The sequence below is a fragment of the Candidatus Methylomirabilota bacterium genome (assembly GCA_035315345.1).
Classification (GTDB): domain Bacteria; phylum Methylomirabilota; class Methylomirabilia; order Rokubacteriales; family CSP1-6; genus CAMLFJ01.
Map to the genome: position 1 here is coordinate 1 of DATFYA010000078.1, position 9021 is coordinate 9021.

Genomic DNA, 9021 nt, shown 5'->3' on the forward strand with positions numbered 1-9021 from the left:
GAGGGCACCGAGCAGGGCCGAGACCTGCACGACGATGTAGAGGCCGATCAGCCGCTCCATCGAGAAGCCCAGGGTCTGCGCCGCGAAGATGCCGGCGAACGCGATCACCGTGTTGACCCCGTCCTCGTAGACGAAGTACGCGCCGAGGAAGCGGCGAAGATCCGGCCGCGCGAGGATGCGGCGCGCGGTGGCCACCACCTCCGCCCCGCCCTCGCGCGCGGCCTGCCGCACCGGGACCCGGCCGCGCGCGGGCTGGGGCAGCATGGTGAACGCGGGCAGCGAGAAGACCGCGAAGAGCGCCGCCGTGGCGATGAACGCGCCCGCATAGGCCTCCTTCTGCACGAAGGGCAGCGCGGCGAGCAGGGCCACGATCGAGCCCGCATAGCCCACCGCGAATCCCCACCCCGAGACGCGCCCCTGATGACTCGGCGGCGCCAGATCGGGCAGGTAGGCGTTGTAGTAGACGAGCGCGCTCTCGTAGGCGAAGTTGCCGATCACGCCCAGGACGAAGCCCCACCCCACCATGCCCGGCTCGACGGTGGCCATCGAGGCGGTGGCCACGATCGCCAGCGCGGTGAAGCCGATGAACAACGGCCGGCGCACGCCGGCCCGGTCGGCGATGCCGCCCAGGAACGGCGAGGTCACCGCCACCATGCCCATCGAGAGCGAGACCACGCGGCCCCACCAGAGGTCGCCCGCCCCGTCGTGGTTGCCGACCACCGCGAGGGCGTAATAGGCGGCGTAAATCGTCGCAAAGATCACCGCGGCGAAGGCGGAGTTGGCGAAGTCGTAGAGCGTCCACGCCACGATCGCGCGCACGTCGAGCTTCATGGATCCGCGCGCCTCGCCTCCGGCCGCGCCTCGCCCAGCCGGCCGGGCTCCCCCGCACCGGCGAGCGCGGACTCCGGCACCAGGGCCACCGCCGCGTCCATCTCGGCGAGGATGCCGCGCCGCCGCTCGGCGAGGTGACCGGCGAGATCGCGGTCGACCAGCAGCCGCAGCAGCGCCCGGCCCTCGCGATAGAGCCGCCGCAGGCGCTCCGACCAGGCGAGCGCGAAGAAGCCGCCGGGGGCGAGCAGCCCGACGAACAGGGCGAGCACCCAGCCGCCTCCGAGCCGCCAGGCCACCCAGCCCTCGACGATCCAGGCGATCGGGTAGAGCACGACGCCGGCCACCAGCTTGTAGGTCGCTTCCACGTCCGCCTCCGGCCGCAGCCGGCGCATCGCGGCCGAGGTGAGCGAGTACGGCGGCAGGTGCGTGGCCAGGCCCCACAACGCCAGCGGCAGCCCCGCGATCAGCACCGCGAGCTGGCGCGCCGCGTAGCCGAGCGTGACGCGCGCGGGCGGCGGCTTCAACCCCATCGCGGTGCCGAGCCCCGCGGCGTCCACGTCCTTCACGTAGCGCTCCATCAGGCCGCGCAGCGCCTCGATGCGGGCGGGCTCGCGGTGAAGCAGGTAGCGGTACGCGCGCGTCGCGCGGCGACGCCAGTCCGCGCGCGTGCCCGCGTCCCAGCCCGCGCCCGCGCGCTCCTGGCGCCACAGCCGCTCGGCGTGCTCCACCAGCCGCAGCGTCTGGCGGTCGTCCGCGTCGGCGATGAGGCCGCGCAGGGCCTCGCCGAGCCGCGCGGTGAGACGGCGCGCGGCCTCCTCCGGCTCCGCGGGCGCGAGCGCCACCGCGTCGCCCGTGGCCACCGGGTCACCCACCGAGACCACGGCCCAGCCGGTGCGGAACGTGCCGGGCTCGTGGAACATGAGGCCGACCGGCAGCAGCGTGACCGGCGAGACGCCGGCCGCCTCCGCGGCCAGCAGCATGCGGGCGGCCCCGGTGCGCAGCGGCATCAGGGTCGGCTCGGGCTGGCTCACGCCCTCCGGGAAGATCAGGACCACGTGACCGCTTCGCAAGATCTCGGTCGACGCGGAGAAGAGCGCCGCGTTCCGCGCGGGGTCGGTGCCGCCTTCTTGGCGACGGTGCACCGGCAGCGCGCCGATGACGCGCAGGAAGGGGCCGATGAGTGGATTGCCGAAGAGCGGGGCCTTGGCCACCGGGACGAGGCGGCGCGGGATCGTGGACAGCAGCAAGACGGCGTCCACCAGCGCGTTGTGATGATTGGCCGCGACGATCAGCGGCCCGTGTCGCGGGATGCGCTCGGCGCCCACCACGTCCACGCGCCGGTAGAAGACGGCGCCGAGGAGCCGGGCCAGCGCGCGGATGGCGCGGTACGGCGCGGGGGCGCGGAGGCCGCTCAGAGGGTCACGCGCTGGCCGTCCTCGGCCACGGCGGCCTTCCAGCCGAGGCGGCTCGTGATCGCGTCGCGCAGCGCCGAGGCGGCATCCGCCTCGCCGTGGACGACGTAGGTCATGCCGGGCGGCCGCTTGAACCCGCCGAGCCAGCGCAGGATCTCCTCGCGGTCGGCGTGGGCCGAGTAGGCATCGCTGATCATGATCGTCGCGCGCACCGGCACCGTGACCCCGAGCATCTTCACCTCGGTCGCGCCGTCCTTGAGCAGCCGCCCGCGGGTGCCCGCGGCCTGATAGCCGACGAACAGCACCGTCGTCTTCGGGTCGGGCAGGAGACGCTCGAGGTGATGGAGGATGCGCCCGCCGGTGGCCATGCCGCTGCCCGCCACGATGATGCCGGGCCCGGCCGCCTCGTTGAGCCGCTTGGAGTCCTCCACGGTGCGCGACAGCGTGAAGCGGCGCGGCGCGAAGGGCTTGGCGCCGTCCGCCTCGAGGCGGCCCAGCTCGGCGTCCTGCTCGTCGGTGTGGGCCGCGTAGATGGCGGTGGCCTGGATGGCCATCGGGCTGTCCAGGAAGACCGGGATGCTGGGGATCGCGCCGCTCTGCTCGAGCGCCCGCAGATCGTAGAGGATCTCCTGGGAGCGTCCCACCGCGAAGGCCGGAATCAGGAGCCAGCCCTTCTGGTCGACCGCGCGTCGCACCGCCGCGGTCAATCGCTCGAGGGGGTCGTCGGCGGGATGCACGCGGTTGCCGTAGGTCGATTCCACCAGGAGCACGTCGGCCTCCGCCACCGGGGCGGGATCCACCATGATCGGCACGTCGTAGCGGCCGAGGTCCCCGGAGAACACGAGCCGCCCGCCCTCGAGCGCGCAGGTCACCAGCCCGGCGCCCAGGATGTGCCCCGACGGGGTGAACCGCGCCTCCACGCCGGGCGCCGGCGTGAACCGCTGGCCGAAGTCCACGCGCGTCACCCCGGCGAGGGCGCGGGCCGCGTCCTCGCCGGTATACAGCGGCAGCGCCGGCGCGTGCTTGCTCGTCTTGTGGCGGTTGGCGAACTCGGCTTCCTCCTCCTGCAGGTGTGCGGCGTCCGGCAGCATGACCGCCAGGAGATCGGCGGTGCCGCCGGTGGCGTAGATCGGGCCCGTGAAGCCGTCGCGGCAGAGCCGCGGCAGATAGCCGGAGTGGTCGATGTGGGCGTGGCTCAGGATCACCGCGCCGAGGCGCTTCGGATCGACGGGCGGCGGCGCCCAGTTGCGCAGCCGCAGCGGCTTCAGCCCCTGGAACAGCCCGCAGTCGAGCAACAGCCGCCCCCGTCCGTTCTCCAGCAGGTGCTTGGAGCCGGTGACGGTACCGCCGGCGCCCCCGAGGAAGGTGAGGGTCGCGCTCACTCGGAGACGGGCTCGGCGGCCGGCTGGCTACGGGCCCCGCGCGCCGGATACGGCCCGGCGCCCACGGGGAAATCGAACACCTCCTGCTCGGCCGACTCCACCCCCAGCGTGACCAGCCGCTCGATGTCGAGACGCGCCTCGAGCGCGGCGACCTGGGCCGACTGCACGCGCGTGTCGGGATGGCGCGGGGTGAACAGCGTGCAGCAGTCGGCGTCGGGCTCGATGGAGATCTCGAAGGTCCCGAGCGCACGTGCCTGGTCGGTGATCTCGAGCTTGTCCATCCCGATCAGCGGACGGAGGATCGGCATCGAGGCCACCTCGTCGATCCGGGTGATGTTGGCGAGCGTCTGCGAGGCCACCTGCCCCAGGCTCTCTCCGGTGACCAGCGCGGGCGCCCCCGCGTGACGGGCGAGGCGCTCGGCGATGCGCACCATGAGCCGGCGGTAGACCACCACGCGGGTCGGCGGGGGCACCGACAGCACGACCTCCCGCTGAATCTCGCCGAACGGGACCAGGAACAGGCGCGAGTAGTACTGCCACTGGGTGAGCCGAGCCACCAGGTCGCGTACCTTCGGCCGCGAGAGATCGGGCAGGTAGGGCACGCTGTGGAAGTGCACGAACACCACCCGACAGCCGCGCTTCATGAGCCGCCAGGCGGCGACCGGGGAGTCGATGCCGCCGGAGAGAAGCGCGGCCACCGTGCCGCTGGCGCCCACCGGCAGCCCGCCCGCGCCGGGGTCGCGATCGGCGTAGACGAAGGCCTCGCCGGGCAGCACCTCGACGTGCACGTTGCACTCGGGGTGCTCGAGGCTCACCCGGCACTGGGGTCGCAGCGAGAGGACGTGCGCGCCCAGGTCGCGGTTCATCTCGACCGACGTCATCGGGAACGTCTTGAAGGCGCGGCGCGCGGTGATTCGAAAGGAGCCGAACTCCCGGCTCGCGATCACCTGGCCCACCGCGGCTCGCAGCGCCTCGCGGGAGACGCCGGTGCGGACCGCGAGGGAATAGTTCGCGACGCCGCACACCCGGGCCAGGCGCTCGCGCACGCGGGCCGGATCCGGATGGCCCGTGAGATCGAGCACGATGCGGCCGGGCAGCTGCTCGAGGCGCACCGGGCCCAGATCGCCGATCGCGCGCCGCACGTTCTGCTGCAGGTGTCGGAGGAAGAGCGGCCGGTTGCCGCGCTTGAGGCTGATCTCGTGGTAGTGCAGGATCGCCGCGGGCGTGGCCCCGGTCACTGGTCGCGCTCCGCGGGCCGCGGATGCTTGGGCCGCCGCCGGTACACCGTCTTCGGCACTTCCACTTTCGGCGGCTTGGCGGGCATCGGCTTGCGGACCTTCTTGTGGGTCGGGGTATGGATCGGCTTGCGGCGCTTCACCCCGCCAGTATACCCGCGCCTCTCGGCTCAATACGGCGCGCCCGGGAAGGTGTTGATACCGGCGCGGCGCCCGGCCGCGCGGTACATCTTCACGCCGCCGATGCTCGCCCCGCCCCAGAGCTCCTCTCCCACCCCGTCGTGGAGTGCCCAGCTCCGTCCCCGCACGGTGCGCGCCGACTCGGCCTGACGGAAGGCCGAGGAGCCGTCGAGCCGCCCGACCAGCGCGCCGCCGTCGCGGAAGCCGGCGTCGATGGCCTCCATCACGTCGCGGCCCATCAGGTAGCCGCAGCCGCGCCGCTCGTAGAGGATGGCCGAGTGGTAGAACAGCGGCTCGATCAGGTAGACCTCCTTGCCGAGGAGGGCGCAGAAGCCCTCCATCGCGTCGAGCACGCGCGACAGCAGGCGCAGGCCGCGGCGCACCTGGCCCGGGGCCAGGCCGTCACCCATCGCCCGGCGCTCCTCCTGGACGTTGCGCGACGCGGTGCCGAACAGGGTGTCGCGGCCATCCGGGTCCCGGTCGATCGCGAAGCGCGGCCCGGCGGGATCCGTGATCTGCACGAAGGCGAGCTCCGGCACGGACAGCGGCGACATCTCGACGTCCACCAGCAGCGCGGGGTCGCGGTCCTCGAGCGAGGAGCGCACCTCCACGCGAGCCCACGGCTTGTCGGGGGGCGCGGTCACCCGCACCAGCCGCCTCCCGTCGCGATCGCAGAGGGTGGCCGGGTCGATCGCGAAACGGTCGAGCAGCTCCTCGGGCACCAGCCGCACGTAGAGCGCCTCGGCCACGTCGCGAGGCAGGGCGTTGATTTCCTGAATCGAGCCCAGGCCGAGGCCTTCGACGCGAGAGTCCATTCGTGGCCCGGCGGCGCCTACCGCGGCGGCACCGGCTCGAGCGCGGGCAGCAGCCGGCGCGCGGCCTCGAGCTCGGCCGGGGTGTTGACGTTCATGAACGCCACCTCGGGCGACCGGAAGCGCGCCACCTCGCCCTCGCCGATGGCGAGCACGCGCACGTCGTCGAGGAGCGCCGCGAGCTGGAGCCGGCCCGCCCGCAGGCGCGTCTCGATCGGCTCGAGGCAGGTCTTGCCGTAGCACGCGTGCAGCGTCTCCCACCGGTCGCCGACCCTCGGCGCCACCACGTCGGCCTCCCCCGCGCGATCCGTCACCAGGCGCGCCACCTCCGGCATCAGGAACGGCATGTCACAGGCGACCGTGAAGGCGACGTCGCCGCGCGCCGCGCGCAGCCCGGAGTAGACCCCGCCGAGCGAGCCGTGATCGGGGAACACGTCGGGCACCATCGACAGCCCGAGCCAGCCGTAGAGATCGGGCGTGTTGGTGACGATCAGCACGTCGTCAGCCACCGCGCGCACCACGTCGGCCACCCGGTCGATGAGGCGCCGGCCACCCAGCTCCATGAGGGCCTTGGGCCGCCCGCCCATCCGCGCGCTGCGGCCGCCCGCCTGGATCACGCCGGTGATGCGCATGCGCCCTCGATGACCACCGGGCCCTGTCGCAGGATCCGGGGCGGCCACCGCGTGCAGTCGGCCACGGTGGAGCCCGCGCCCCCCGCGGTCGCCCCGCCGTCCAGGATCATCTCCACCCGCCCGTCGAAGTAGCCGTGCACCGCCTCGGCGGTGAGCGGCGGCGGCGCGCCGCTCGGGTTCGCGCTGGGCGCGGTGATCGGGCGCGCCGCCGCGCGGACGAGCGCGCGCGCCAGCGCGTGGCCCGGCATGCGCACGCCGACGGTGCCGGTGCCCGCGGTCAGGGCGGCGGGCACCGACGCGGCGGCCTCGAGCACCAGCGTGAGCGGTCCCGGCCAGTGGCGGCGCATCAGCTCACGCGCGCCCGCGCCGATCCCGGGGGTCAGCCGCGCCACCATGTCGAGCGAATCCACCAGGACCAGGAGCGGCTTCGACTCGGGGCGGCCCTTGACCTCGAACACGCGCCCGATCGCGTCGGCGTCGAAGGCGTCGGCGCCCAGGCCGTAGAAGCTCTCGGTCGGGAAGGCCACCAGCCCGCCCGTCCCGAGCAGCGCGCCGGCGTCGCGCATCGCCGACTCTTCGGGATGGATCGCATCGACCCGGACGACAACGGTCGCGATCGTGGGCGGCCTCACCCGAGCCGTCTCAGGGCGTGGTGGCCGATGTCGCGGCGGTAGTGCGCGCCCTCGAATCGGATCCGCTCGACCGCCGCGTAGGCGGTCCGCACCGCGTCCGCCACGTCGGCGCCGAGGGCCTGCACGCCCAGCACCCGGCCCCCCGCGGTGACCAGCGCACCGTCGGCCATCGCGGTGCCGGCGTGGAAGACGTTGACGTGCGGCAGCGCCGCCGCCTCGGTCGTGCCGGCGATCGGGCGCCCGGTCTGGGGGACCCCGGGATAGCCGGCCGAGGTCATCACCACGCACACCGACGCCCGCGGGCTCCATGCGACCGATGCGGGCAGCCCCTGTCCGGCGGCCACCGCCTCGAGCAGGGTGAGCAGGTCGCCCTCGAGGCGCGGCAGGATCGCCTGGCACTCCGGATCGCCGAAGCGGCAGTTGAACTCGATGACCTTGGGGCCCTCGCGCGTGATCATCAGCCCCACGAAGAGCACGCCCGCGAACGGCGCGCCCTCCTTCGCCATCGCGGCGATGACGGGCCGGACGATCTCGGCCATCACCCGCTCCTGCATCGCCGGGTCGAAGACCGGCGCAGGCGAGTAGGCGCCCATGCCGCCGGTGTTGGGGCCGCGGTCGCCGTCGAAGATCGTCTTGTGGTCCTGCGCGGCGGCCAGCGGCAGCACCGCCGCTCCGTCGGCGAGCGCGAAGAAGGAGACCTCCTCGCCCTCGAGGAGCTCCTCGACGACGACGGTGAGCCCGGACTCGCCGAAGGCGCGATCATCGAAGCAGAGCGCGAGGGCGCGGGCCGCCGCCTCCCGCGTGGGACAGATGATGACTCCCTTGCCGCCGGCCAGCCCGTCGGCCTTTACCACGAGCGGGGCGCCGAGCCCGCGACAGTACCGCTCCGCCGCAGCTGCATCTCTGAAAGTCGCGAAGCGCGCAGTCGGGATGCCGTGACGGGCCATGAGGTCCTTGGCGAAGGCCTTCGAGCTCTCGATGCGGGCCGCCGCCGCGCTCGGCCCGAACACCGGGAAGCCGGCCGCGCGCAGCTGATCGCCGAGCCCCATGGCCAGCGGCGCCTCCGGGCCCACCACCACGAGGTCGGGGCGCTCGCGACGGGCCAGCGCGACGAGCTCGGCGATCGCGGTATCCCGTACCGGCTCGCAGCGGGCGTGCGCGGCGATGCCGGGATTGCCGGGCGCGGCGACGAGGCGGCCGAGCCGGGGGCTGCGGGTAAGCTTCCAGGCCAGCGCATGCTCGCGGCCGCCGCCGCCGACCAGCAGCACGTCGGTCACTCGTCACCCTCCGGGCCGCCGTCCTCGCTCTCCGGCGGCTCGCCGTCCAGGTGCGCCCGCGCGATCTTGGCCCACGGGCTGCCCAGGTCCAGCTCGAGGTAGCGCCGCCAGTGCACGGCGGCATCCTCGCCGCGGCCCAGCTTGGCCAGCACACCGGCCAGGTTGAAGTGGGCGTCGGCGTAGTCGGCCTCCAGCTCCAGCGCGCGGCGATACCACGTGACCGCCACCGCCAGGTCGCCCAGGTCCTCGTGCAGCGAGCCCAGGTTGAACGCGGCCTGACAGCAGCTGTCGTCGGCCTCGAGCGCGGCCCGGTAACACTGACCGGCGCGCTCGTACTGCCCCATCCGATGGTGCAGCAGGCCCAGGTTGTTCCACGCCGCGGCGTAGCCCGGGTCCATGTCGAGCACGCGCTCGTAGGCCTCCACCGCCGATTCCCAGCGCTCGGGGTCGCCGTCCCACTCCGAGGCGCGCTGGAACCACAGCTCGGCCGCATCCGCGGGCGGGATGAGCGGGCGCACCATGCCGGTCAGCAGCGACTCGCGCGTCTCCCGCTCCAGATCGCCGGCGTCGAAGTCGAGCAGGGCCTGGCCGGTGCCCGGGTCGAGGCGCAGTCGGTCCTGCTCCACCA

General features: G+C 73.8%; 10 protein-coding genes. All 10 read right to left on the reverse strand.

Translation table 11 applies throughout. The features are described from left to right. Positions 1 to 831 (reverse strand): MFS transporter (locus VKN16_09390; protein ID HME94414.1); only part of this gene is annotated, 831 nt, incomplete at its 3' end. Further along, on the reverse strand, positions 828 to 2165 hold the full coding sequence (locus tag VKN16_09395; protein ID HME94415.1) for a 1-acyl-sn-glycerol-3-phosphate acyltransferase: 1338 nt from the start codon (positions 2163 to 2165) through the stop codon (positions 828 to 830). The genes VKN16_09390 and VKN16_09395, both read right to left, overlap by 4 nt. A gap of 77 nt (positions 2166 to 2242) precedes the next feature. Continuing rightward, on the reverse strand, positions 2243 to 3625 hold the full coding sequence (locus VKN16_09400; protein ID HME94416.1) for an MBL fold metallo-hydrolase: 1383 nt from the start codon (positions 3623 to 3625) through the stop codon (positions 2243 to 2245). After that, the gene (gene thiI / locus VKN16_09405) at positions 3622 to 4863 is read right to left on the reverse strand and encodes a tRNA uracil 4-sulfurtransferase ThiI (protein ID HME94417.1); all 1242 of its coding nucleotides are present in this window, start codon (positions 4861 to 4863) and stop codon (positions 3622 to 3624) included. The genes VKN16_09400 and thiI overlap by 4 nt, the downstream gene beginning before the upstream one ends. Further along, positions 4860 to 5003, reverse strand: a complete 144-nt coding sequence (locus tag VKN16_09410) for a hypothetical protein (GenBank protein ID HME94418.1) — start codon at positions 5001 to 5003, stop codon at positions 4860 to 4862. The genes thiI and VKN16_09410 overlap by 4 nt, the downstream gene beginning before the upstream one ends. 27 nt (positions 5004 to 5030) lie before the next feature. After that, on the reverse strand, positions 5031 to 5855 hold the full coding sequence (locus VKN16_09415) for a hypothetical protein (protein ID HME94419.1): 825 nt from the start codon (positions 5853 to 5855) through the stop codon (positions 5031 to 5033). 17 nt (positions 5856 to 5872) lie between these two features. Continuing rightward, entirely contained in the window at positions 5873 to 6484 is a 612-nt protein-coding gene (locus VKN16_09420) for a molybdenum cofactor guanylyltransferase (protein HME94420.1), read from the reverse strand. Continuing rightward, on the reverse strand, positions 6466 to 7116 hold the full coding sequence (locus VKN16_09425; protein ID HME94421.1) for an L-threonylcarbamoyladenylate synthase: 651 nt from the start codon (positions 7114 to 7116) through the stop codon (positions 6466 to 6468). The genes VKN16_09420 and VKN16_09425 overlap by 19 nt, the downstream gene beginning before the upstream one ends. Continuing rightward, the gene (purD, locus tag VKN16_09430; protein HME94422.1) at positions 7113 to 8393 is read right to left on the reverse strand and encodes a phosphoribosylamine--glycine ligase; all 1281 of its coding nucleotides are present in this window, start codon (positions 8391 to 8393) and stop codon (positions 7113 to 7115) included. Before purD ends, VKN16_09425 begins: the two co-directional genes overlap by 4 nt. Next, positions 8390 to 9021: tetratricopeptide repeat protein (locus tag VKN16_09435; GenBank protein HME94423.1), on the reverse strand; the 632-nt coding region annotated here is incomplete at its 5' end. The genes purD and VKN16_09435, both read right to left, overlap by 4 nt.

Excerpts from the sequence above, each read along its gene's own strand:
- VKN16_09415 (HME94419.1), bottom strand. The coding sequence starts at position 5,855 with ATGGACTCTCGCGTCGAAGGCCTCGGCCTGGGCTCGATTCAGGAAATC.
- VKN16_09420 (HME94420.1), bottom strand. The coding sequence starts at position 6,484 with ATGCGCATCACCGGCGTGATCCAGGCGGGCGGCCGCAGCGCGCGGATG.